This is a genomic window from Collinsella aerofaciens, assembly GCF_901212495.1.
Classification (GTDB): Bacteria; Actinomycetota; Coriobacteriia; order Coriobacteriales; family Coriobacteriaceae; genus Collinsella; species Collinsella aerofaciens_H.
In genome coordinates this window covers 67,881-91,432 of record NZ_CAAKNY010000068.1, presented here as the reverse complement: position 1 = coordinate 91,432, position 23,552 = coordinate 67,881, and the positions used below count along the sequence as shown (strand labels likewise).

Below are 23,552 nucleotides of genomic sequence, written 5' to 3'. Positions count from 1 at the left end.
TTGACGCTGCAAACCCGCCAGAGCGGCAATTGGGGGTTCCGCCGTTCTAACGAACGGCGGACCAGCCGACGCTGTGCGGGCCGCATTTGGACAATCTGACGTTCAATTTCATGGGCGCGACCGAAAGGTCAGCGCCCTTTCATTTCACGTCACCTTGTCTCAAATGCGACCCGCTCGCTCATTTATGCTCTACCTGCGGTGTTTCCGTTCTTGGGAGTTTTGTCGCTTCTCGCTTGCGTAGTCGTTGGGTAGTCGTTGGGGACGTTCTTAAACGACTAGTCAAATAAGAACGTCCCCAACGACTGCCTGTATCACATTCAAGCGGTATTCTGTTTTTCGGAATGCCGCTTTCGTTTATAGCTGGTTATTTCCCTTATGTTGGTGGATATGTCGTGCGCTCTGCGTTTGGCAATATAAGATGGTTTATTGCGTTAAACGTAATTCGATGTTCTTGAGGGTAGGGGATTTCTTTGGGTCGTGGTGCGGATATGACGCCGCCTTTGGGTTGGCGGCTGGGTGTTGCTGGTGGTGTTGCACTGGTTGTGCTGCTTGTTGACCAGCTGACCAAGCTTGCGGTCCGTACCGTGGGCAATGCCCTGCATGTGACTGTTATCCCCGGTGTGATCGATTTTGTGCTTGTTCGCAATATCGGTGCCGCCTTTAGCATGGGTGAGGGTCATGGCATAGCCTTTGCCGTGCTGGCGCTTGCGGTCATTGTCGCCATTGCCGTGTATTTGCTCCGTGCGCCCCAGCTCGCCCATCTTGAGGTTGTGGGCATGGCAATGGTCGCGGGCGGGGCTATCGGCAACGCTATCGATCGTTTGGCCTTTGGCTTCGTGACCGATTTTATTGCCACCACCTTCATCGACTTCCCCGTCTTTAACGTGGCTGATATCGGCATTACGGTCGGCGTCGCGCTCGCCCTCTTCGGCTACATGTTCTTGAGCCCCGCGGCCCGTGAGGTCGATGCGACCGCCGAGCTCAATGCCCGTGACGAGGCCCGCGCCAAGCGCAAGGCTAGACAGCGTGGGGAGCGTGCCCGCAAGATTCGCGAAAGGAATGAGCGCTAATGGCCGACATCCATATTCTTGTTGCCGACGATTGCGCTGGTCAGCGTCTCGATGCCTATCTGGGCGCCAATGACGGCTGCCCTACGCGCTCTGCCTGCGCGCATCTGATCGAGGGCGGCGCCGTTGCCGTCAACGGCGAGACCTGCCTGTCAAAAAAGTACGCCGTGCGTTCCGGCGACCGCATCTCGGTCGACTTGCCCGAGCCGCATGACCCGACCGACGTGATTCCTGAGGCCATTCCCCTCGATATCCGCTACGAGGACGACTACCTTATCGTGCTCTCCAAGCAGCGGGGCCTGGTGTGCCATCCCGCCCATGGCCACGAGAGCGGCACCCTTGCGAACGCCCTGGTCTACCACTGCGGCCTCGACCATCTTGGTACCGTGCAGGGCGAGGACCGCCCCGGTATCGTGCATCGTTTGGATCGCGATACCTCGGGCCTTATGCTCGCGGCAAAAGACGACGATACCCAGCGAGCGCTTCAAAATCTTATACGCACGCGCACGCTCGACCGTCGCTATATCACACTCGTTCACGGACACATCGCTATGGACGAGGGCACCATCAATACGGGTATTGCCCGATCGACGCGCGACCGCGTGAAGATGGCGGTTTCCGATGACCCCTTTGCGCGCCAGGCCATCACGACCTTTAAGGTCCTTGAGCGCTTTGATTCCACGCGTTTCGACGACGGCTATACGCTCGTCGAGTGTCACCTGTTTACCGGTCGCACGCATCAGATTCGCGTACACATGCGCCATATCAACCACGCCTGTGTGGGCGACCCGCTCTACGGCAAGTGCGATGTACGTGCCGATCAGGGTCTGACCAGGCAGTTCCTGCATTCATGGCGCGTGGCGTTCGATCATCCCGTGACGGGGGAACGCATTGAGTGCCGTGACGAGCTACCGTGGGATCTTGCGGCGGTTTTGGATGATCTGGCCCCGCGTTCGTTCGGTCGCACTGCCGCTGGTGCCGAAATCGTCCCGCAGCTCGGTCTGCTCGAAGCCTAGCCAGTATTAGGTTGTTTCTTGAACTCGGTAAGCCTGCGGTAAGATATACGGTTGTCTACGTTACGCGTTCCCGGGAGCCTGCATGCTCGCCTTTTTACAAATCAACACACCCATCGTGATCTTCAACCAGATTGTCTTTACGCTGTTCACGGTCTGCTTTTTGTACCAGGTGGTCTTCTTTATCATCGGTGCCTTTCGTGGCGAGGTCGCGCCTCCCAAGGCCAAAAAACGCCACCGCTATGCCTTCTTTATCGCGGCGCATAACGAGGAGGCCGTAATTGCCAACCTCGTTCGCTCCATCAAGGATCAGGATTATCCGTCCGAGCTTATCGAGGTCTTCGTGGTCGCCGATGCCTGCACCGACAACACGGCGGATCTTGCGCGCAAGGCCGGCGCCATTGTCTATGAGCGTAATGACCTTGCTCGTAAGGGCAAGAGCTGGGTCATGAACTTTGGTTTCGATCGCATTCTCAACGAGTATCCCGACACCTTTGAGGGGTATTTTATTTTCGATGCCGATAACGTCATTTCCCGTGATTACGTTTCCAAGATGAACGACGCTTTTGACCAGGGTTTTCATGTGGTCACCAGCTACCGCAACTCTAAGAACTTCGGTAGTTCGTGGATCTCTTCGGCCAACGCCACGTGGTATCTGCGCGAGGCGCGCTTCCTTAACAATGCGCGTAACATCTGCAAGACTTCCTGCGCTGTCTCGGGTTCGGGCTATCTCATTTCTGCCAGCGTGATCGAGGGTATGCACGGCTGGCAGTTCCACACGCTGACTGAGGACATTCAGTTCACCACGTTCTGCGCCATTCACGGTATTCGCATCGGTTATGCACCGGCGGAGTTTTTTGACGAACAGCCCGTGACGTTCAAGGCTTCTTGGAAGCAGCGCATGCGTTGGACTAAGGGCTTCTACCAGGTGTTCTTTACCTACGGTAAGCACCTGGTCAAATCGACCTTCCGCTATCATCGTTTTGCCGCCTACGACATGTTCATGACGATCGCCCCGGGTATGCTGCTATCGCTCATCTCGATGCTCGCCAACGCGACCTTCCTTATTGTGGGTGGTCTTTCGCACGGCTTCTTGGCCACCGAGGTCGAGATGCAGGCGTGTGCTGCTTCGCTCATTATGACTTTTGCCATGATGTATCAGACGTTCTTTACCATGGCGCTACTTACGACCATCTTCGAGTACAAGCACATTCATTGCGCGCAAAAGTGGCGTCTGGTGACCAACCTGTTTACCTTCCCGATCTTTATGTTCAGCTATATCCCCATCACGGTGGCTGCACTGTTCCTCAAGGTCGACTGGGTCCCGACGCAACACGCAGTGAACGTTACCCTCGACGAGGTCATGCAGGGCGCCAAATAACCACCACCAAAACCACCACAAAGGGGACAGGCACCTTTGTGGTGGTTTGTGCTTTCGCGCAGCTGTTCATGGAGGTGCACGATGTTCTACATCCCATTTTGGATCTGCGCCTTTGCCGGTGCGGTGGTTGACGCCCGTGAGCGGCGGTTTCCCAACGCGCTTGCCGGTGCGTGTGCGGTGGCGGCGTTTGCAAGCGTTTGGCTCGACAGGGGTGTTAACACGGCGCTTGACCACGCCGGTCTTGCGGTTATTGTCTACCTTGCCCTCGTGCTTACTGAGTCGCTCTGGCGTCGTGTTCGCCACACCCCAGGTATTGGCATGGGGGATGCCAAGGCGCTTTTCGCGCTTTGCACGGTCGACCCTCTAGGCGGCATCGCGGCATTTGCCGTCGCGCTCCTGGTCCTTGCCCTCTCCTGTCTCTTAACAAAATCGCGCTCCCTGCCATTGCTCCCGTTTTTGGTGCCGATTTTTGCCATAATCGAGGTCGTGGGCTGCACATTGTAACCGATTGCGCATCCTTCTTAAGGAGCATGCCATGGCAACTAATCAAGAAACGGCCGTCATTAAGGCGCGCATGGACCGTATTCCCTCGGCGTTGTCGCCCGAACTTGTCGAGCGCATTTCCGCCGATCGTGCTTCGGGCTATGTCAACCCCTATCGCTGCAACGATGATCAGGTCATTCGTCGTATTGATCGCGCTGCCGACAAAGGCACGCTTATGCGCCCGGCGTTTATGCGCGATACCGAAAAGATTCTTCATCTTCCGGCGTACACGCGTTATGCAGGCAAAACGCAGGTCTTTAGCTTCCGCAGCAACGATGACCTGTCGCGCCGCGGTCTGCATGTGCAGCTTGTCTCGCGCATCGCTCGCGATATCGGTCGCGCCCTAGGTCTCAACTGCGATCTGATCGAGGCGATTGGCCTGGGCCACGACTTGGGACACACGCCTTTCGGCCATGCCGGTGAGCGCTTTCTCAACGATATCTATCACGAGCGTACCGGCCGCTTCTTTTTCCATAACGTGCAGTCGGTACGCGTGCTCGATGCGCTGTATGGCCGCAACGTGTCGCTCCAGACGCTCGATGGCGTGTTGTGCCATAACGGTGAATATGAGCAGCGCGTGTTTGAGCTGTCACACATGGCATCCTTTGGCCAGTTCGATCGGACGGTTGAGGACTGTATCGCCATGGGCTATAGCGCGGTTGAGCACCTGCGCCCCATGACGCTTGAGGGCTGCGTGGTGCGTATCTCGGATATCCTCGCCTACGTCGGTCGCGATCGCCAGGACGCCATTGCGGCGGGCCTGCTGGCGCCCGACGCCTTTGACGATGACCTGGGCGGAGCCTACAACAGCTGGATCCTCACGCATGCCTCAATCGATATCGTCGAGCATAGCTACGGCAAGCCGCGTATCGAGATGAGCGAGGACCTGTTTGAAGAGATCCGCCGGGCCAAGCGCGAGAACTACGACAAGATCTACAGCAAGGGCGGTATCGAGGGCGATTCCGAGGCGGAGCTGCGCGAGGCATTCGAAAAGCTCTACGACCGCTGCCTGCAAGATCTTAATAAAGGCGACGAGTCCTCGTACATCTTTAAGCATCATATTTCGCGCATCGAGCAGCAGCTTTCCTACTACGATCGCACTTATGCCTGGCAGGACGACAAGGATCAAGCGGTGGTGGATTACATCGCGAGCATGACGGACGGCTATTTCTGCGAGCTGACGAGCAAGCTATTCCCTGGTCTGGAGTTTCCGCATCGTACCTATATTAACGAACGGTAGTTCGTATCTTTTCGGTATACTGTTCGTGGAAAATTTTTTGATTGATGTACGGGATGGCTATGGACGACCTTTTTTCTGCTTCGACGCGTGAGCGTTCCTTTCAGAATGCGCCGCTTGCGGTGCGTATGCGCCCCAATTCGCTCGACGAGTATGTGGGCCAGCAAAAGGCCGTCGGCAAGGGCTCGTGGTTGCGTGCCGCAATCGAGCATGACGTGCTATCGAGCGTAATTTTGTATGGGCCCGCCGGTACGGGCAAGACGACGCTGGCCCACATTATCGCCAACCATACCAAGAGCGAGTTTGTCGAGGTCAGCGCCGTGACGGGCACCGTAAAGGACCTGCGTCGCGTGATCGACGAGGCAAAGACGCGCCTGAATACGTATGACCGCCGTACCATCTTGTTCATCGACGAGATTCACCGTTTTTCGAAGTCGCAGCAGGATGCGCTTTTGCATGCGGTTGAAAACCGTACCGTCATTATGATTGGCGCCACGACCGAGAACCCATACTTCGAGGTCAACTCCGCGCTGTTGTCGCGTGGGCGCGTGGTAGAGCTTGAGCACTTGAAAGACGAGGATATCGCCACGCTCATTGAGCGTGCGCTCGAGGCGCCGCAGGGTTTAAATGGTAAGTTCTCGGCCGATGAGGATACCGTCAAGACCATTTGCACGTTGGCCGCGGGTGATGCGCGCTCGGCTCTGACGACGCTTGAGCTTGCGAGCGAGATTGCCGTCACGCGTCCCGATACCGAGGGAACGCCAGCGCCGGCGGCGGGGGAGCGTTATCCCATCACCGTGGATGACGTTAAGATTGCCAACCCACGTCGCGGTTTTTCGTATGACAAAAACGGCGACATGCACTATGACATTATCAGTGCGTTCATCAAGTCCATGCGCGGTAGCGACCCCGATGCCACGATCTACTGGCTTGCGCGCATGATCGATGCGGGGGAGGATCCCAAGTTTATCGCTCGCCGCATCATGATTCAGGCTTCCGAGGATGTTGGCAATGCCGATCCACAGGCGCTGCTGGTGGCACATGCCGCTTTTACATCTGCCGAGGTCATTGGCTATCCCGAGTGTCGCATCAACCTGGCACAGGCTGCGCTCTATGTGTGCCTGGCGCCTAAGTCTAATGCGTGCGAGGCCTCGATCGATGCGGCGCTGGCCGATATCCACAGCAGTGGTCTTCGCGAGGTGCCTAGCTACCTACGCGATCGCCATCGCCCGGGCAGCGACGAGTACGGTGTATACAAGTATCCGCACGATTATCCCGAAGGATGGGTCGATCAGCGCTATTTGCCCGAGGGGCTGGAGCGCGGTGCGTTTTGGCAGCCCGCCGGCCGCGGCTGGGAAGAGTGGCGCGTAGAGCAAAGCGAGCGCGACCGCAGCGGGAATGCCCCGAAGTAGCTGCTGATTATTTTGTCCCACGATCTCACACTTGGCATGTTCGGTCCCCTTTGGGGTACCATGAAGAGCGTCTGTATTTCGATTCATTTGGGAGGCTTGTATGAGTCCCATTCAAATCGCCCTGCTGCTACTTGCCGTTGCCGGCGTGTGGGCTGTTATCGAGCTCGCGCTCACGCTGCGCAAGACGCGCACCGTCGTTGATTCGCTCGACAAGACGGTGAGCGACCTCAACAACACGCTCGCCGAGGCACAGCCCGTGGTGGCAAAGCTCGATGGCGCCGTTGACGAGCTTACGCCGGCACTTGCCCAGGTGGAGCCGCTCCTCAAATCGAGCAAGACTGCCGTTGACGCCCTGACGTCCAACCTTGTTGAGGTTGAGGCGGTCGTTCGCGACATCTCTCAGGTCACGGGCAGTGTGGCCGAGGCCAGCAATGCCGTGTCGAGCGTGACCGACTCTGCGGCCGGTGCCGTGCAGAAACTATTTAACAAGGTGAAGGCTCCTGCAGCCGACGCCGATCGCAAGCTCGCCGCTGCCGCCGAGGCCGAACAGCCTACCGAGCACGTTCTGATTGGTGAGGCTGAGGACGAGGCCTCCGATGGTGCGGATGCGTCTCAGAAGCCCGCAGCCAAGCCTGCTCAGTATTACACCTATACGCCCGCCGAGACCTCCGAGGAGTCCTGCGATGAGTAACGAAGCAACCTGCCCCATTACGCTAAGCGTTGCCGGTGATCCGCGTCTCGCGCGCTTGGTGCGCATGACGGCCGCCAACGTCGGCGCCCTGTGCTCTATGTCCGTCGATCGCATCGAGGATATCCGCATGGCTGCCGAGGAGGCCTTCATTTTTGGGTGCACCGCGGTCGACTGCGACGATATCTCGATCACATTCGATGTCGACGAATCTCATGTGGGCATGACCTTTACCTTTGGCGATCAGGCGACTGTCGATGAGGATGACCAGGCTGCCGTGTATGCCGAACTCATTCTTGCAAGCGTGTGCGATTCCTACGAAAAGACCGCGGCGCCCCTGACGCTTTCCCTCGACCTCAAGGCGGATATCTAATATGACCGAACGTTCCCGGAGCGGTAAGACCGCTTGGGACAAGGAGAAAACCCGCGAGCTGTTTCGTCGTTATAAGGAGACCGGTGATCCGGATGCCCGCGAGCAACTCGTCATGTCCCACATGAACCTGGTAAGGTTTCTTGCCAACAAATTTAAGAACCGCGGTGAGCCGCTCGATGACCTTTTGCAGGTCGGCTATCTGGGCTTGCTCAAGGCTATTGACCGCTTTGACCCTGAGCGCGGGCTCGAGTTCACCACGTTCGCCACACCTACTATTCTGGGTGAGATTAAGCGCCACTTCCGCGACAAGGGCTGGAGCGTGCGCGTGCCGCGTCGCCTGCAGGAGCTCTCGGCCAAGGTCAACCAGGCCACCGACAAGCTCACCAACGAGCTACAGCGTTCTCCTAAGGTTGAGGAAATCGCCGAATACCTGGACGTGACCGTCGACGAGGTGCTCGAAGCCATGGAATCGTCCTCGGCCTACACCTCGGTACCCATCGAGGCTCCCGGTGCGTCCGATTCCGACGATGCGCCTTCGATTCTCGATCGCTACGCCGACGACGACAACGAGCTCGACTTTACCGATGACCGTCTGGTGATTGAGGAGGCCATTCGCGATTTCTCGCCGCGCGAGCGCGAGGTGATCGAGCTGCGCTTTGTGAAGGGCATGACCCAGATCGAGATCGCCAAGAAGCTGGGCATCTCCCAGGTGCAGGTCTCGCGCCTGCTGCGCCGCACGCTTAAGAAGATTCAGGACAAGATTGACCCCGACGGAGTAATGGTTCGTTCATGAGTGAACACCCCCAACAAACCGATCGCGTGCTGCGCGACACCCGCATTCTGACGCTGCGCATTTGGGCCGTCGTCGGCTGCATCGTGATCGCTGCCGTCATCTTTAACCTCATGGGGATTCTGGCGCCGGTTATTGAGTTTTTGGCCGTCGGCTCCATTATTGCCTTTGTGATGTCACCGATCACCAACTGGCTCGAGCATCATGGGGTGGGCCGTGGCATCGGCTCACTCATCGCGCTCATTGTAGTCGTAGCCGTGCTCGTCGGTGTCGTCTGTATCCTGTCGCCGATTCTCTTTGGCCAGATCATGGAAGTCCTGAGCCGCTTGCCTGAGCAGCTACGTGTTGCGGGTGGCGACCTTAATGAGATGATCTCGCGCGCCAAGACGCTCAACAACACGCCGGTCAAGGAGTACCTGGACGATAACCTTTCTTCGCTCGTTACGGTGGCGTCCAAATATGTCTCACAGATTGCCGCCGAGCTCGGCCGCGGCGTGTTCCCGCTTATCACCAACACGGCCTCACAGCTGTTCGTGATTTTTTTGGGTCTGGTGCTTGCCTATTGGCTTGCCTGCGATTATCCCCGTATGCACCACGAGGTCTGCACCATCATTGGTCAGGAAAAGGAAACCTCGTACCGCTTTATGGTCGCGATTCTTTCGCGCTCGGTCGGCGGTTACATGCGTGGCATGGTCGTGACGTCCATCTGCGGTGGCATCCTTGCCTTTATCGGCTTTACGATCATCGGGCATCCGTATGCGGCGCTCATGGCCATCTTTACCGGCATCATGCACTTGGTCCCGGTTGTCGGTCCCTGGGTGAGCGCGGCGATTGCCACGGTGCTCGGGTTTATGTTTAGCCCGATGCTGGCGTTGTGGACCTTGGTTGTGACCATGGTGGCACAAAATGTCACCGATAACGTCATTTCGCCTAAGGTCATGCAGAGCTCGGTGCAGGTGCATCCCATCATGAGCCTCACGGCCCTTGTTATTGGCTCGGCGCTTATGGGCCCCATCGGCATGGTTATCGCCATCCCGCTGTGCGCGGCCCTCAAGGGTATCTTCGTGTACTACTTCGAAAACGAGACCGGCCGCCAGCTCGTGGCCTACGAAGGTGCCGTGTTTAAGGGTACGCCGTATCGCGATGCCGAGGGTAACCCGGTTGCCGCCTATGACGCGCTTGGCGATGACACGTTCATCTATGAGTCCGAGCTCATCGGCAATGAGACCGCGCCTGAGGCCAAGGCCATGCCCAAACCCGAGCTCGATAATTCCTGGATCAAGCTCTCGGGCCTTCAGCCCGACGCGACTGGTTTCTTCAAGAACCCCTTCGCCAAGGACGACGATTCCAATATGGACGATGACACCAAAACCGGCATCGACGGCTCCATGGATGATTCGGATTCCTAAGAGGCCCTATTAGAATAGGCCCTGTTAGCGTTTTTTGATGTTGTAAAAGACAAGAAACACGAGCAAAGCGATTGATAAGGGGCCGGCTACATAGAAATAGAGAACGTCAATTGCGCGTAGAGGGCAACAGGCCTTATCGCCGGACATTACTGCATATAATACGTAGCCAAATGCTGGTTGGTTTGAATACCAGTGGGAGAAGGCCAAGAGTGCTAAAAGTGCTACTACCAGAAGTGTGTTCAGGACAAATCGTTTGGCATTCATCGGTCGCTCCTTCCGGATGATTCTTATTTAGTATTTTACTAAAAACAATTTTTTCAAAGGATTGTTTAGTCCTAAATAACATGCACTTTCGCTGGAGGGTCGCTGTTTGGCGGCCCTCTTTTTTGCACAGGCGCGGTGGGATGGTAATATCGTTACGTTTGAACTGTTTCGATGTGAAACCGAGGAGATTCCCTCTATGAGTGCTGACTACCCGTCAATGACTACGGCCGAGATTCGCTCTAAGTTTCTCAACTTCTTTGAGGAGCGCGGTCTTAAGCTCTATCCTTCTTCGTCCCTCGTTCCCGACGATCCTTCGCTGCTGCTCGCCAACGCCGGCATGAACCAGTTTAAGGAGTACTACCAGGGTAAGAAGACCATGAAGGAGATCGGCGCGATCTCCTGTCAGAAGTGCGTTCGCACCAACGACATCGACTGCATCGGCGAGGACGGCCGTCATCTGTCCTTCTTTGAGATGCTCGGCGACTTCTCCTTTGGCGGCGTCTCCAAGCAGCAGGCCTGCACTTGGGCCTTTGAGCTCATCACCAAGGAGTTCAAGCTGCCGCTCGACCGCCTGTACTTCACCGTCTTTACCGAGGACGACGAGACCCACGACGTGTGGCGCTCCCTGGGCGTTGCCGAGGATCACATCTCGCGTCTGGGCGAGGACGATAACTTCTGGGCCGCTGGCCCCACCGGTCCCTGCGGTCCGTGCTCCGAGATCTACTTTGACATGGGCGAGGAGGTCGGTTGCGGCAGCCCCGACTGCAAGCCCGGCTGCGACTGCGACCGCTTCCTTGAGTTCTGGAACCTCGTGTTTACTCAGTATGACCGCCAGGAGGACGGCTCCATGCCGGAGCTGCCGCACCGCAACCTCGATACGGGCATGGGCCTGGAGCGCATGGCCGCCATCATGCAGCACAAGACCGCTAACTACGACGGCGATCTGATGCAGCACCTCATCAAGCTCGGTGAGGAGATCAGCGGCAAGACCTATGACGCCGACGATTACTCCGGCGCCAGCCGCTCCCTGCGCATCATCGCCGATCACTCCCGTGCCGTCGACTTTATGATCTCGGACGGCATCCTGCCCGGTAACGAGGGTCGCGAGTACGTTTTGCGTCGTCTGCTCCGTCGTGCCGTGTTCCACGGCCGCCTGCTGGGCATCGAGGGCGCCTTCTTGACCAAGTTTATCGACGAGGTCAACGCCCAGATGGGCGAGGCCTATCCCGAGCTGCTCAAGAACGTCGCGCTCGTTAAGGGTATCGTCGCCTCCGAGGAGGAGCGTTTCTCCACGACGCTCGACAACGGCCGCGTTTACCTGGACGAGGCCCTGGACGCGCTCGCCGACGGCGCTGTGCTTTCGGGCGACGTTGCCTTTAAGCTGCACGACACCTTCGGTTTCCCTATCGATCTGACCGTCGAGATCGCCGGCGCTGCCGGTCACGACGTCGATATGGACGGCTTCACCGCCTGCATGGAGGACCAGAAGGCCCGCGCCCGCGCCAACGCCAAGGGCGATGCCTGGGGCAGCTTCAACGACGTTTGGGTCGAGCTTTCGGACAAGGTCGCCGCGACGGAGTTCGACGGCTATGACAACGACGTTATCGAGGGCGCCAAGGTTGTCGCCCTCGTTCGCAACGGCGAGTCCGTCGAGTCCGTTGACGCCGGCGAGGACGTCGAGGTCGTGCTCGACCGCACGCCGTTCTACGCCGAGATGGGTGGCCAGCAGGGCGATGCCGGCAAGCTTGTCGCCGAAGGCGTCGCGCTGACTGTTGCCGACACCAAGAACCACAACGGCCTGTATGCCCACGTCGCTCACGTTGCCGAGGGCACGCTGACCGTCGGTGCTACCGTGACCGCGGCACTCGACGCCGAGCGCCGTGGTTTCCTGCGCCGCAACCACACCGCCACCCACCTGCTCGACGCCGCGCTTAAGCAGGTCCTAGGTGAGCATGTCTCCCAGGCCGGCTCGCTCGTGGCGCCCGAGCACCTGCGCTTTGACTTCACGCACTTCGAGGCCCTGTCCTCCGAGCAGCTCAAGGCTGTCGAGGATTTGGTCAACCAGCAGATCTTCGCTTCCAAGCCGGTCGTGACCCGCGTCATGGGCATCGACGAGGCCAAGGCTGCCGGCGCTGTCGCCCTGTTTGGCGAGAAGTATGGCGACGTCGTTCGCGTCGTCTCGGTGGGCGCCGAGGACCAGCCGTTCTCCCGCGAGCTCTGCGGTGGCACCCATGCCGCCAACACCGCCGAGATCGGTCTGTTCAAGATCATTTCCGAGTCCTCTACGGGCTCCAACGTCCGCCGTATCGAGGCCGTGACCTCTAAGGGTGCCCTCGACTACATGGCCGACCGTCTGGCGCTCGTCGGCGCCGCTGCCGCTGCACTCAAGTGCCGCGTCGAAGAGGTTCCCGCCCGCGTGGAGAACCTGCAGGCCGAGCTGCGCGAGACGTCCAGCAAGCTCAAGAAGGCGCTGACCGGTGGCTCCTCCGATGCCATTTCCAGCGCCATCGACGGTGCTGTCGAGCTGAATGGCTATAAGCTCGTTGTTGCCGAGCTTCAGGGCCTCGAGGCTGCCGACCTGCGCAACGTGTGGGATACCGTGCACCAGAAGGTCGCCGGCCCTGTCGCCTGCGTCGTCGCCAGCGTGACCGAGAAGGGCACCCCGGCCCTGCTTGCCGCCGGCTCCGATGACGCCGTGAAGGCCGGTTTCCACGCCGGCAACGTGATCAAGCAGATCGCGGGCCTGGTCGACGGTCGCGGTGGCGGCCGTCCCAACATGGCCCAGGCCGGTGGCAAGAATGCTGCCGGTATCGCTGATGCCCTCGCGGCCGCCAAGACCGCGCTTGGCGCCTAAGAACCTAGGTTGTCGCTGTGGTCGCGCTTGCACTGGACATAGGGGAGACCAGGATTGGCATTGCCGTCTCGAGCCGTGATGGCAAGATGGCGATGCCCGTCAAGGTGCTGCCGGCTGCCGAGGTCACCGGTATGGCCAAGACGTTCCGTTACCTAGTCGAGGACTATGAGCCCGATATCCTGGTAAGCGGACGTCCCTTGACCATGGCCGGTGAGCCCGGCCCCCAGGCCGAGCGCGTCGCCGCCGTGGCCCAAAAGATTGCCGACGAGCTCGAACTTCCGCTGGACTTTGAGGACGAGCGTCTGTCCTCGCAAGAGGCCAAGCGCATTCTGCGAGAGCAGGGACTCAACGAAAAGCAGATGAGGGGCAAGATTGACATGATCGCCGCCAGCCTGTTCTTGCAGACATGGCTCGATCGTAAAAACGAGGAGGTTCAGCATGCCTAGTGCTTCCGATCCGCGCCAGCAGAATCGTACACGGCAGCCCGCGCCGCGCCCTGCTCAGCCTGGCCAGCGCCCGGCGCAGCCGATGCAGCGTTCGGCTCAGCCTACTCAGCGTGCTGCTCAGCAGCCCGCCACTCGTCCCTCGCAGCCCGCTGGCGGCGCTCGTTTTAAGCAGCAGGCTCCTGCCCAGCGCACGCAGGGGCAGGCCCGGCAATCACGCTCCCACGCACATCATGCTCGTGGCTCGCGCGGCGTTGCTCCGGCTACGCGCTCGAGCTATAAAACGCACGCCCGCCGTGGTGCCCAAAAGAAAAGCTCCCCGGTGCCTATGATGATCGGTGGCGTCGTCGCCGTGCTTGCGCTTGTCGCGATCGTTTTCTTTGTCGTGCCAGCCGTCAAGGGCTTCTTTGCCGGTGAGGATGCGAATGTCGCTGCTGGCCAGCAAGTTACTATCACGATTCCCGATGGTGCCTCGGGTGACACCATCGCTTCGATTCTCTCCGAGAACCATATCGTCGATAATCCCAAGGATTATTACGCGGCGGTCAAAAAGCTCAACGCCGACATGTCGCTTAAACCGGGTAAGTATTCGTTCACCACGCTCATGGACGCGACCAAGGTCGTTCAGCAGCTCATGGAAGGCCCCAATGCGGGCTCCGATGCGCTGACTATCCCTGAGGGCCTGACGGTTGACCAGGTCGCCGACCGTGTGGCCAAGGCGTACGACAGCATTTCTAAGGAGGACTTCCTTAACCAAGCTAAGGCGAGCAATTATGTGAATGATTACGCTTTCCTTAAAGACGCTGCAAACGATTCGCTCGAGGGCTTCCTATTCCCCAAGACCTATTCGTTGGGTAAGGACCCGTCTGCCGATGATGTGATTCGCGCCATGCTTGACCAGTTTAAGGCCGAGTATAAGTCGCTTAACTTTGCCAGCTGCGAGGCCAAGATCAAGGAGCGCTATGGCGTAGAGATGTCCGATTATGACATCGTTAACCTTGCCTCGATCGTCGAGCGCGAGGGCCTCAACGCCGATCAGCGCGCGCATGTGGCATCGGTTTTCTATAACCGTCTGGCGGGCAAGCTCGATGGCCTGCGCTACCTCAATAGCGATGCGACCATGATGTATGTCACCGGCGGCGAGGTTTCCGCCGACGACCTGCAGAGCGATAGCCCGTATAACACCTATAAGCACGAGGGCCTGCCGCCCACGCCCATCTGCTCTCCGTCGCTCGAGGCGCTCAAGGCCACCCTTGAGCCGACCGACTCCGATGATCTGTATTTCTACATTACACAGGACAAGGAGTATTTCTCGAAGACCTACGAAGAGCACCAACAGTCTTGGAATTGATCATGAGGATTTTTAGCCCCAAACGATATGTTGCCTCAGTCGACCGCATCGACCTCGATACCCTGTGGGCCGACGGCAAGCGCGCCATTCTACTCGACCGCGACAACACCCTGGTGCCGCGCGATACCGAGCGGGTTCCCGCTGCGGTTTCCGCTTGGCTCGAAGCCGCCCATGCCAAGGGCTTTAAGCTGTGTATGGTGTCCAATAACTGGCATCGCGATCAGGTCATGGCATCGGCGCGCGAGTTGGGGCTCGAGGCCATCAGCCACGCCATGAAGCCCGCCCCGTTTGCCCTCAAAGCGGGCCTTAAGCGCCTGGGTGCCACGGCTAACGAGGCCGTACTGATCGGCGATCAGCTTTACACGGACGTGTGGAGCGGTAACCTTGCCGGCGTTGACACCATTCTGGTCAAGCCGCAGGCAACCCAGGACCTGTGGTACACACAGATCTTCCGTATCTTTGAGCGCCGGGCCCTGCGCGACCTTCCCTGCGAGGAATAGGTTTCGCCATGTCTCAGCACATCAAACACGGCTGCGACCATATCTTCTTTATCGGCTTTTTGGGCGCGGGCAAGTCGACGCTGGCGCGCAACGTGGGCACTATGTTCAAGCGTCGATTCATCGATACCGATCGTTTGGTTGTGCGTCGATGCGGCAAATCCGTGACCGAGATATTTGAGACGGAGGGCGAGGATCGTTTTCGCGAACTCGAGACCTCGGCGCTCCGTTCGCTCCAAAGCGAGCGCAGCCTGCTGGTATCGTGCGGGGGCGGCATCGTCGAGACGCCGGTGAACATTGAACTGATGCACGATATGGGTACCTGCGTGTACCTCGAAGGCGACTTTGAGGACTCGTTGCGCCAGATTCGCCGCTCGGATACCCGGCCCGATTTCCGCTCTCCCGAGCATGCTGCGCGCCTGTTTGAGCATCGCCGTCCGCTGTATCGTCAGGCAGCCGATATTACCCTTGATATTCGCAACAAGTCCTTCGAGGACGTTTCCTACCTTTGTGCCGAGATGCTTTTGGAGCGTGGACTGCTATGATTCGCCGTCAACTTATCAATTTCCAAAACCGCAGTGTCGATGTCCGCGTCGGATTGGGCGCGTTCGAGGAGCTGTCGCGCATGTTTGCCTCGGCTGTGGGCAAGCCTAAGCGCGCGATGGTGGTTTGGAACGACGCCACATCCGAGCGTTTTGGCGAGGTCGTCGAGCATGCGCTGATCGACGCCGGTTTTGCCGTGTCGCTGCTCGTCCTCGAGGTTTCGCCTTCCGGCGCTACGCTGACCGATGCCGATACCGTCTTTGGCGCCCTGTCGGCTAACGGCATTACCTGCGACGATCTCGTTGTCGCTGTCGGCGACACGGCGACCTGCTCGGTCGTTTGCTGGGGTGCCAATCAGTGGTGCGGTCGCACCGAGTGCGCCTTGCTGCCGACGACGTTCGACGCCATGCTCACGGTCGCGACGACCATGAAGCCGCTCGTCGCCTCGTCGGCGCATGCGCTTCCCGCTATCGCGTTCCGTCCCGAGCCGGGCTTGGTCGTGTGTGACCTCGACCTTGTTCGCGAGACGGACCCCGAGGACCTCAAGCTCGGCTATGTGATACTTGTTGGCACCATGCTTTCGAGCAGCAAGTCCCGCTGGAATCAGTTTGCCGAGACCGTCCCCGAGATTCTCGCGGGCGAGGAGGTCGCGCTCGTCAACGCCGTTCAGTGGTCTCAGACTGCCCGCAAGGACGTGCTGATGGCCACGAACCCGAGCGCCCGCCATGCACTCGATTTTGGCAAGACGGGGGAGCGTACCCTGCGCGCCTGCTTGGGCGATGCCGCTTCGCAGGTCCCTGCCTACCAGCTGTTGTCCGAGGGCATGCGCTTTGAGGCGCGCCTAGCACATGATGCCTGCGACTTCGATATCGACTACGTCTTTGATGTCGATGACTGCCTAGAGGACTTTGGTATCGAGGAGCTTGCCTTCGACCTGGAGCCTGCCGCATATATCGAGGAGTTCCGCAGGCAGCAGTTTGTCCGCTCGAACCGCAGCATATTACCGCTGCCCGCGGCACTCGGCGCCATTCGTCTAACGAGCGTTGAGGACGAGGTTCTGGAGCGCCATGCTCATGCCTACTTGGCATCGCGCAAAGAACTTCTCTAAGATTTATTGACATCCATCGTCTTTCGTATCATGTTGAGGGGCGGGTTTCCAATCGGTTGCGGATCGTATGCGATTCCGTCGTTCGGTTGAGACTCGTCCCGCACTTTTTGAGACAACAAGAAAGGAATCTGCATGTCTGAGTTTACTGCCGGTCCTGCCGGTCGTATCGAGCGTGTCCGTACCCTGATGGTCGAGCGCGGCTACGATGCCATCGTGGTGCGCGACGAGGCCAACCTTCGTTGGCTTACGGGCGTGAAGGGCGTCTTCGACTACACCTTCGAGTTTCCGCACGCCGCGTTTATTACGGCAGATCAGTGCCTGTTCCACACCGACTCGCGCTACCTCAACAGCTTTGAGGAGAACACGCCCGCCGGCAGCCCCTGGGTCTACGACATGGACGAGGGCACCATCCCCGGTTGGGTCGCCGGCAAGATCGCGGCCAGCAAGTGCCGCGTCTGCGCTGTCGAGGACGACATGCAGATCAACTTCTACCAGGGCATTCAGCGTGGTTTGGAGGATCGTTCCGTCGCCTGCATGTTGCCGCTGATGCATGACGACATTCGCAAGATGCGCGCTATCAAGGACGCCGAGGAGATCGAGCTCATGCGCCATGCGCAGTCGATCACCGATGCCGCCTTCCAGCACATGCTCGGCTTTATTAAGCCCGGCATGACCGAGAAGCAGGTTCGCAACGAGCTCGAGAACTATATGTTCGCCAACGGCGCCGACAGCCTGGCCTTTGGCTCTATTGTGGCGAGCGGTCCCAACACCGCCAACCCGCACGCCGTGCCGAGTGACCGCGTGATCGAGAAGGGCGACTTCGTCCTCATGGATTACGGCGCGGGCTACTGCGATTATCGTTCCGACATGACGCGCACCGTCGTGATGGGCGATCCTACCCAGGAGCAGCTCGACCTGTACGCGCTCGTGCGCCGCACCCACGAGGAGTGCGTCGCCGCCATCCATCCTGGCGTCGAGGGCAACGACATTTTTAAGCTTTCCAAGAAGATCATCGGCGATGCCGGCTACGGTGATTACTACAACCATGGTCTGGGCCACGGCGTGGGCATCGACATCCATGAGCTGCCCAACTTCAACCGCAGCAAGAACATCATCGAGGTCGGCTCGGTTATCACCATGGAGCCCGGTGTCTACCTGCCCGGTGTGGGCGGCGTGCGCCTGGAGGACTACGGCGTGGTCACCGAGAACGGCTACGAACCCTTCACCAAGACGCCGCACGACCTGCACGTCATTGATTGCTAATACACCTCGGTAGATTTTGAGGCATGTCCCAAAAATCTACTTTTGCGGGGCGGGGCGTCCGGATCGATTCGGACGCCCCGCGTTCTCTTTTTATGCGCGCGCTGCAGGCGCCGTCTGCAAGTGTATAATTTCGGTCGTATGTAATTTGGACGCTTGTGCGTTCTGCCCATAACAAGAAAGGTCGCTATGCCTACCATTTCTACCGCCGACTTCAAGAACGGCCTCGGTCTCCGCATTAAGGACAAGGTCTACACCATCGTCGAGTTCCAGCATGTCAAGCCGGGCAAGGGCGGCGCGTTTGTGCGTTACAAGACCCGCGACATCAAGAGCGGCCGCGTCGTCGAGAACACCTGCAACGCCGGTACCAAGTTCGAGAGCGTCATGCTCACCACCCGTGAGTTCCAGTACCTCTACAACGATGGCGCCGATTACATCTTCATGGACAACGAGACCTATGAGCAGGTTCCCGTTCCCGAGGACATGGTGGGCGAGAACTCCAAGTGGCTGCGCGAGAACGACATCTGCCAGCTGCTCTTCGCCGATGACGAGCTCATGGGCGTGACTCCGCCGATGTTCATCGAGACTACCATCGTCCAAACCGACCCGGGCTTTAAGGGCGACACCGTCCAGGGTTCCACCAAGCCGGCCACGATCGACACCGGCGCTGTCATCCAGGTTCCCATGTACCTCAACGAGGGCGAGGTCATCAAGGTTGACACCCGCGACGGCAAGTTCGTCTCCCGCGTCTAGCAACCAACTCTTCTAGGAGGACTCATGCCCCAGGAAATCAAGATTGACGGCATCGGCATTTCGCCCGATGTTCTGACCGCCATCGTCTCGCGCGCCGTGTCGGATGTCGAGGGCATCGCCTCCGTTGGCGTCAAGGACCTTGCCACCAACCTTGTCTCCATGATGCTTTCGTCCAAGGCCCCGGCTTCCGAGCCGGCGGTCGAGGCCGAGGTCGTCGGTGACAAGCTCGCACTCACCGTGCGTGTCGTGGTGTTCTTTGGCTATCCGTTCAAGAAACTCGCCGAGGCCGTTCGCGCCGCCGTGGTCGCCGCCATCGATGCCCAGGTGGGCGTCGAGGTCGAGCGTGTTGACGTTTGTATCGACGGCCTCGTTTTCCCCAAGGAGTAACCTTTGAGCCTTAAGGTTTATCGCGGGCGCACGCTTGCCCGCAGTCAGGCGCTGCAGCTGCTGTTTCAGGCCGAGGCCACGGACAGCCCGCTCGAGCGCGTCCTCGAGGGCGATTTCCTGATTTCGAAGGGTCCCCTCGACCCCTACGCGCTGGAGCTGTGCCGTGGTGCCTACGAGCACATCGACCGCATCGACTGCGCCCTGCGCGCCATCGCTAAGAACTGGGATCTTATGCGCATGCCAGGCGCCGACCGCAATCTGCTGCGTATCGCCGTCTATGAGATGCGTTTCCTCACCGACGATGAAGTCTCGGACGCCATCGTGATTAACGAGGCTGTCGAGCTTGCCAAGGCCTATGGCACCGACCAGTCCGCGTCGTTTGTCAATGGCGTGCTGGGCAAGATCGCGCGCAGCGAGGAGCTGCCGGGCGAGGAGCTGTACCAAGAGCTGCTGGCCGAGGATCGCGCTCGCGAGGAGGCGCAGGCTGCCGAGGCGGCCGCCAAGGTCGCTGCCGCTCCGGCTGCCGCCGGTGTACTTGCCGAGGATGCGGACGCTGCTGAGGCCGTCGAAGCCGACTCCGTCGAGGAGTAGCCATGCCAGAGGGTTCCGTCCGCAACTTCGATGAGATCTCGGATCGTCTGGACCAGATCATCGCCACCGTTCGATCTAAGGACACGTCCCTGGAGCGTTCGCTCGATTTGTTTGACGAGGCGATTGAGCTGGGCTCCCGTGCGGTCGATATGGTCGACAAGTTTGAGCTGACGCCGCGTGAGGCCAACAAGCTCGAGCAGGAATACGATGAGGATGCGTCAAACGAGTCCCAAGATAGACAGGCTGCATCCCCGGATACGAATGGTTGATGGCATTCATGAAACGCGTGCGTCTCGATGACGAACTGATTTCACAGGGCATCTGCGCCGATCGCGCGGATGCCCTTCGCACTCTTATGGCCGGCTTGGTCTCGAGTGGCGGCGAGCGCTTGACTTCGCCGGGTCTTAAGGTGACCCCGGGCCTGCCGCTGCACGTGAAGGGGCGTATCCCGTACGTTGGCCGCGGCGGTCTTAAGCTCGAAGGCGCGCTTGATGCGCTTGACATCAATCCGACGGGCCTTGCTTGTCTGGATGTGGGCTGCTCTACCGGCGGCTTTACCGATTGCCTGCTCAAGCGCGGCGCCGCCACAGTTGTTTCGGTCGATGTGGGTCGTGCCCAGTTTGATTGGTCGCTGCGCCAGGACGATCGCGTGACGCTCCACGAGCGCACGAATGTGACGCAGCTGCCTGAGCTTGGCTACGGCAGCGCTCTCGACCTGGCCGTGTGCGATGTGTCGTTTACGAGTATCGCGAATATCATTGACGCCGTGCTGGCGTGCCTGAAGCCTTCGGGTTCGTTTTGCACGCTCGTAAAGCCCCAGTTTGAGGCGCCGGCTGCGTTGGTGGGCGAGGGCGGCATCGTGACCGACCCCGACGTCCGCCGCGATACGCTCGTGGCGGCGATTGAACTTTTTGCCGCCAAGGGCCTGTTCCCGCTTGACGTGTGCGTGTCGCCCATCCATGGTGCCAAGGGCAACGTCGAGTTTTTCCTGTACGGCACGAGGTTTACCCCCGGGGAGCGCGCCGATGACAAGTTGCAATCCCGGGTATCGGTTTTGAGCGAGAAAGCTGCAACGCTATGAAGGTCTTTCTGGTTCCCAATTACTACAAGCAAGAGGCGGTCGAGAGCGGCCTGATGCTCGAGCTTTGGCTTTCGCGCCAGGGCTACGAGGTCGTATGGGCTGCCGACCAGCGCTCCAAGATCCAGAGCGCGCCCGATGTTGACGATGCCGACCTGGTCATTACGCTCGGCGGCGACGGCACGCTGCTGCGCGCCGCCCGCATTCTCAACTACCGTGAGATTCCCATTTTGGGTCTTTCCTATGGCCATTTGGGTTTTTTGACGGCCGCGAGCCCCGAGGAGCGCGACATTTTGCAGGTCGTGAGCGATGCCCTGTCCGGTGAGCTCCATGTGAGCCGCCGCGCCACCATCGCCGCTGATATCGTGTCCGTGCGCGAAGACGGCACGAAGGATGTCGTGCGCACGTTTGCCCTCAACGATATGGCGCTCACGCGCGGTCCGCTGTCCGATATGGTCGAGTTCGACATCACGGTGTCGGGCCACCATATCGATCGACTGCGTGGTGACGGCGTGGTTGTATCGACCGCGACTGGGTCCACCGGCTATGCGCTTTCCGCCGGCGGCCCCATCGTCAGCCCCGATTACACGGGCATGGTCTGTGTGCCTATCGCTCCGCATACCATTCAGGCTCGAGCCTTCTTGACCTCGCCGAGCGATGTCGTCGAGATCTTTATGTCCGATGATCGCCCGAGTGTGCCGGCGATCGCCATCGATGGGCAGTTTATTACCTGCGATGGCACCGTTGAGAGCGTGGCGGTGCGCCGAGGTCCCGGCGATGTGTTGCTGCTGGATTATGGTCCCGAGAGCTTCTATAACTCGGTGAGCCGCGTGTTCTACGGAGTGCGCCATGATCGATGAGCTGCAGGTTTCCAACATCGCGCTCATTCGCGAGGCGACGTTGGTGCCGAGTGCCGGCTTGACCGTCCTGACCGGCGAGACCGGTGCTGGCAAGACCGCACTACTCTCTGCCCTCAAGCTCATTTTGGGCGAGCGCGCGGATTCGTCGACGGTGCGCGAGGGCGAGGCGCTTGCCAGCGTCGAGGCGCGCCTGTTCGACGGCCCGCACGACACGGAGGGCTTCACCGTACAGCGCAGCCTTTCTGCCGAGGGCCGAAGCCGCGTTAAAATTGACGGCCGCATCGCCAGCGTGCGCGAGCTTTCGGAGCGCGTCGGCGTGATGATGGATCTTTGCGGCCAGCACGAGCACCAGCGCTTGCTCGATCCGGTGCACCATGTTGCCATGGTTGATGCCTGGGCCGGGCGCGCGGCGCTTGAAGCACTCGAGAAGTATCGCGCCTGTTTTAAGGCTTCGCGTGCCGCCGCCAAGGAGCTTCGCCGTGTGGAGGAAGCCTCACGCGCTCAGGGGAGTCGCGTCGAGGAGGCGCGCTTCGCCCTGGAGCGCATCGCCGAGGTCGACCCCAGGCCGGGTGAGTATGAGGAACTCGAGGAGATGCTGCCGCGCTCCGAGCATGCCGAGGTGCTGGTAGCCACGGCCAACGATGCCTATGCATCGCTTACTGCCGAAGGGGGAGCGCTCGATGCCGTGAACAGCGCCGTGGCCGAGCTTTCACGCATGACGACCGTTGACCGCAAGCTCGGTGACATCGCCGACGCACTTTCGGACGCCTGTATCTCACTCGAGGATTGCGCCAATGAGCTGCGGGCTTATCGCGATGGCGTTGCGTTTGACCCTCGTGAGCTCGCTCGCATGCGCGAGCGGTATTCCGACCTCAAGGGCCTGCTGCGTCAGTGGGGTCCCACCATGGATGATGTATTTGCCATGCGTGACCGTTCGCGGGAGTTGTTGTCGCTGGTGGACGATGGTGACGAGCAGATTAGGAAGGCGCGCGAGGCGCTCGGGAGCGCCGAACGCGAGCTCTTTGCTGCCGCCAAGGTACTCAAGCGTGCGCGCAACACCGCTGCTCCGCGTTTTTGTCACGAGGTGGGTCGTCAGATGGCACGCCTGGAGATGGGCGGCGCTGAACTGGTCTGGGAGTCCCGCGATCTCCCTCGCGCTGAGTGGACACCCGCGGGTCCTTCGAGCTATGAGCTGCTATATCGCAGCGGCGCCGGCTTAACACCTCGTCCCTTGCGCCGCATTGCGTCGGGCGGCGAGTTGAGCCGCGTCATGCTGGCGAGCAAGGTGGTTTTGGGTAACGCCGATGGTGTCGATACGCTTGTGTTTGATGAGGTCGATGCCGGTGTTGGCGGCTCCACTGCCCGTGCCCTCGCGAGCGTGCTGGCAGATCTCGCCGCTACGCATCAGGTCATCGTCGTAACGCACCTGGCGCAGGTTGCGGTCATGGCCGACAAGCATTACGTGGTCAGTAAAGAGCCCGGCGACGTTCCCCAAACGCATCTGGATGAGGTGGCTGGGGACGCCCGTACCGCAGAGATCGCGCGTATGTTGAGCGGCGACCAGTCGGCGGCAAGCCTTGCGCACGCCAAGCAGATGCTGGAAGAAGCGCGTGTTTAGGCCGAGCCGCCACGTGCAAGTCCGACCCGGCT

General features: G+C 59.6%; 25 protein-coding genes. 24 read left to right on the top strand and 1 reads right to left on the bottom strand.

Annotated elements, in window-relative coordinates; translation table 11 throughout:
- Positions 1–488 precede the first annotated feature (488 nt).
- The 10 genes from lspA (at position 489) to SFLMC1_RS07975 (ending at position 9,913) form a co-directional block, all read left to right on the top strand.
- A complete protein-coding gene (gene lspA, locus SFLMC1_RS08020) occupies positions 489–1,070 on the top strand; it encodes a signal peptidase II (protein ID WP_152074607.1) in 582 nt (193 codons plus the stop codon).
- Positions 1,070–2,083 carry an RluA family pseudouridine synthase gene (locus tag SFLMC1_RS08015; RefSeq protein ID WP_152074608.1) on the top strand — a complete coding sequence of 338 codons (1,014 nt, stop codon included), beginning with the start codon at positions 1,070–1,072 and terminating at the stop codon, positions 2,081–2,083. Before lspA ends, SFLMC1_RS08015 begins: the two co-directional genes overlap by 1 nt.
- Before the next feature lie 82 nt (positions 2,084–2,165).
- Positions 2,166–3,461 carry a glycosyltransferase family 2 protein gene (locus SFLMC1_RS08010; RefSeq protein ID WP_152074609.1) on the top strand — a complete coding sequence of 432 codons (1,296 nt, stop codon included), beginning with the start codon at positions 2,166–2,168 and terminating at the stop codon, positions 3,459–3,461.
- An 81-nt stretch (positions 3,462–3,542) separates the two neighbouring features.
- Positions 3,543–3,965, top strand: coding sequence for a prepilin peptidase (locus tag SFLMC1_RS08005; protein ID WP_152074610.1), 423 nt, complete (start codon positions 3,543–3,545; stop codon positions 3,963–3,965).
- Positions 3,966–3,996: 31 nt separating this feature from the next.
- Positions 3,997–5,244: a deoxyguanosinetriphosphate triphosphohydrolase family protein gene (locus tag SFLMC1_RS08000; protein WP_152074611.1), complete on the top strand. Its 1,248-nt coding sequence runs from the start codon at positions 3,997–3,999 to the stop codon at positions 5,242–5,244.
- Positions 5,245–5,303: 59 nt separating this feature from the next.
- On the top strand, positions 5,304–6,653 hold the full coding sequence (locus SFLMC1_RS07995) for a replication-associated recombination protein A (protein ID WP_187323912.1): 1,350 nt from the start codon (positions 5,304–5,306) through the stop codon (positions 6,651–6,653).
- Positions 6,654–6,753: 100 nt separating this feature from the next.
- Positions 6,754–7,344, top strand: a complete 591-nt coding sequence (locus SFLMC1_RS07990; protein ID WP_152074612.1) for a hypothetical protein — start codon at positions 6,754–6,756, stop codon at positions 7,342–7,344.
- Positions 7,337–7,714 carry an ATP-binding protein gene (locus SFLMC1_RS07985; RefSeq protein WP_117757603.1) on the top strand — a complete coding sequence of 126 codons (378 nt, stop codon included), beginning with the start codon at positions 7,337–7,339 and terminating at the stop codon, positions 7,712–7,714. Before SFLMC1_RS07990 ends, SFLMC1_RS07985 begins: the two co-directional genes overlap by 8 nt.
- A 1-nt stretch (position 7,715) precedes the next feature.
- On the top strand, positions 7,716–8,507 hold the full coding sequence (locus tag SFLMC1_RS07980; RefSeq protein ID WP_117583446.1) for an RNA polymerase sigma factor SigF: 792 nt from the start codon (positions 7,716–7,718) through the stop codon (positions 8,505–8,507).
- A complete protein-coding gene (locus SFLMC1_RS07975; protein ID WP_152074613.1) occupies positions 8,504–9,913 on the top strand; it encodes an AI-2E family transporter in 1,410 nt (469 codons plus the stop codon). Before SFLMC1_RS07980 ends, SFLMC1_RS07975 begins: the two co-directional genes overlap by 4 nt.
- A 24-nt stretch (positions 9,914–9,937) precedes the next feature.
- Here the strand turns inward: SFLMC1_RS07975 and SFLMC1_RS07970 are convergent, their stop codons facing one another.
- Positions 9,938–10,177 carry a hypothetical protein gene (locus tag SFLMC1_RS07970; protein ID WP_152074614.1) on the bottom strand — a complete coding sequence of 80 codons (240 nt, stop codon included), beginning with the start codon at positions 10,175–10,177 and terminating at the stop codon, positions 9,938–9,940.
- Positions 10,178–10,373: 196 nt separating this feature from the next.
- On the opposite strand from SFLMC1_RS07970, the gene alaS reads away from it, so the two are divergent.
- The 14 genes from alaS to SFLMC1_RS07900 all read left to right on the top strand — a co-directional run bounded on the left by alaS (position 10,374) and on the right by SFLMC1_RS07900 (position 23,520).
- On the top strand, positions 10,374–13,031 hold the full coding sequence (gene alaS, locus SFLMC1_RS07965; RefSeq protein WP_152074615.1) for an alanine--tRNA ligase: 2,658 nt from the start codon (positions 10,374–10,376) through the stop codon (positions 13,029–13,031).
- Positions 13,032–13,048: 17 nt separating this feature from the next.
- A complete protein-coding gene (gene ruvX / locus SFLMC1_RS07960; protein ID WP_152074616.1) occupies positions 13,049–13,477 on the top strand; it encodes a Holliday junction resolvase RuvX in 429 nt (142 codons plus the stop codon).
- The gene (gene mltG / locus SFLMC1_RS07955) at positions 13,470–14,825 is read left to right on the top strand and encodes an endolytic transglycosylase MltG (RefSeq protein ID WP_226814290.1); all 1,356 of its coding nucleotides are present in this window, start codon (positions 13,470–13,472) and stop codon (positions 14,823–14,825) included. The genes ruvX and mltG overlap by 8 nt, the downstream gene beginning before the upstream one ends.
- Before the next feature lie 2 nt (positions 14,826–14,827).
- On the top strand, positions 14,828–15,325 hold the full coding sequence (locus tag SFLMC1_RS07950) for a YqeG family HAD IIIA-type phosphatase (RefSeq protein WP_152074617.1): 498 nt from the start codon (positions 14,828–14,830) through the stop codon (positions 15,323–15,325).
- Positions 15,326–15,333: 8 nt separating this feature from the next.
- Positions 15,334–15,867 carry a shikimate kinase gene (locus tag SFLMC1_RS07945; protein ID WP_152074618.1) on the top strand — a complete coding sequence of 178 codons (534 nt, stop codon included), beginning with the start codon at positions 15,334–15,336 and terminating at the stop codon, positions 15,865–15,867.
- On the top strand, positions 15,864–16,973 hold the full coding sequence (locus tag SFLMC1_RS07940; protein ID WP_154063926.1) for a hypothetical protein: 1,110 nt from the start codon (positions 15,864–15,866) through the stop codon (positions 16,971–16,973). Before SFLMC1_RS07945 ends, SFLMC1_RS07940 begins: the two co-directional genes overlap by 4 nt.
- A 132-nt stretch (positions 16,974–17,105) precedes the next feature.
- Positions 17,106–18,236 (top strand): M24 family metallopeptidase, encoded by a 1,131-nt coding sequence (locus SFLMC1_RS07935; RefSeq protein WP_152074620.1) that lies wholly within the window; start codon positions 17,106–17,108, stop codon positions 18,234–18,236.
- Positions 18,237–18,422: 186 nt separating this feature from the next.
- Entirely contained in the window at positions 18,423–18,986 is a 564-nt protein-coding gene (efp, locus tag SFLMC1_RS07930; protein WP_117806186.1) for an elongation factor P, read from the top strand.
- A 24-nt stretch (positions 18,987–19,010) separates the two neighbouring features.
- Positions 19,011–19,373 (top strand): Asp23/Gls24 family envelope stress response protein, encoded by a 363-nt coding sequence (locus SFLMC1_RS07925; protein WP_006233982.1) that lies wholly within the window; start codon positions 19,011–19,013, stop codon positions 19,371–19,373.
- Positions 19,374–19,376: 3 nt separating this feature from the next.
- On the top strand, positions 19,377–19,964 hold the full coding sequence (nusB, locus tag SFLMC1_RS07920) for a transcription antitermination factor NusB (protein WP_152074621.1): 588 nt from the start codon (positions 19,377–19,379) through the stop codon (positions 19,962–19,964).
- A gap of 2 nt (positions 19,965–19,966) precedes the next feature.
- Positions 19,967–20,233, top strand: a complete 267-nt coding sequence (locus SFLMC1_RS07915) for an exodeoxyribonuclease VII small subunit (RefSeq protein WP_152074622.1) — start codon at positions 19,967–19,969, stop codon at positions 20,231–20,233.
- A gap of 8 nt (positions 20,234–20,241) precedes the next feature.
- Positions 20,242–21,045, top strand: a complete 804-nt coding sequence (locus tag SFLMC1_RS07910) for a TlyA family RNA methyltransferase (protein ID WP_152074681.1) — start codon at positions 20,242–20,244, stop codon at positions 21,043–21,045.
- Positions 21,042–21,902 carry an NAD(+)/NADH kinase gene (locus SFLMC1_RS07905; RefSeq protein WP_152074623.1) on the top strand — a complete coding sequence of 287 codons (861 nt, stop codon included), beginning with the start codon at positions 21,042–21,044 and terminating at the stop codon, positions 21,900–21,902. Before SFLMC1_RS07910 ends, SFLMC1_RS07905 begins: the two co-directional genes overlap by 4 nt.
- Positions 21,892–23,520, top strand: coding sequence for a DNA repair protein RecN (locus SFLMC1_RS07900; RefSeq protein ID WP_152074624.1), 1,629 nt, complete (start codon positions 21,892–21,894; stop codon positions 23,518–23,520). The genes SFLMC1_RS07905 and SFLMC1_RS07900 overlap by 11 nt, the downstream gene beginning before the upstream one ends.
- The last annotated feature ends 32 nt before the right edge of the window (positions 23,521–23,552 follow it).